The 449-nt window shown below is 82.0% G+C and carries 1 pseudogene; it reads left to right on the top strand.

The features are described 5' to 3' along the window. Positions 1-317 (top strand): annotated as a pseudogene (locus ACFXPK_RS13340) (3-oxoacyl-ACP synthase); the annotation flags it as partial. Between the last annotated feature and the right edge of the window lie 132 nt (positions 318-449).

The raw sequence follows: 449 nt of genomic DNA on the forward strand, positions 1-449 counted from the left end.
CCACCGCCCCGCGGCCGACGCCCGCCCCGGCGGCCCGCCGGTCCCGGGGGGTGCGCGGGGCGCCCCCCCCCCCCCCCTCCGACCGGGGGGGGCGGCGCCACTCCCTGGCCGCCGCGGGCGCCATCGAGGCGGTGGCGACGGCGCTCACGCTGGAGGAGGGCCACATCCCGCCCACCGCCAATCTGGAGAGCCTGGACCCGGAGCTGGAACTCGACATGGTGTTCAAGGCCGGTCGTGATGTGCGCGCCGAGGTGGCCGTCAGCAACTCGTTCGGATTCGGCGGTCAGAATGCCGTACTGCTGTTCACGGCGGCCTGACGGGGCCGCGCCCGGCCGCGGCCCCCGGTCGCGCGCCGAGGGCGCGCACCACGGCCGCGGCCAGGGCCGCGTGGGCCCCGCGGGGGGGGCGGGGGGCGGGGGGGGGGCCCCCCCGCCCCCCCCCCCCCCGGC

The sequence above is a fragment of the Streptomyces sp. NPDC059142 genome, from assembly GCF_042755665.1.
Lineage (GTDB): Bacteria > Actinomycetota > Actinomycetes > Streptomycetales > Streptomycetaceae > Streptomyces.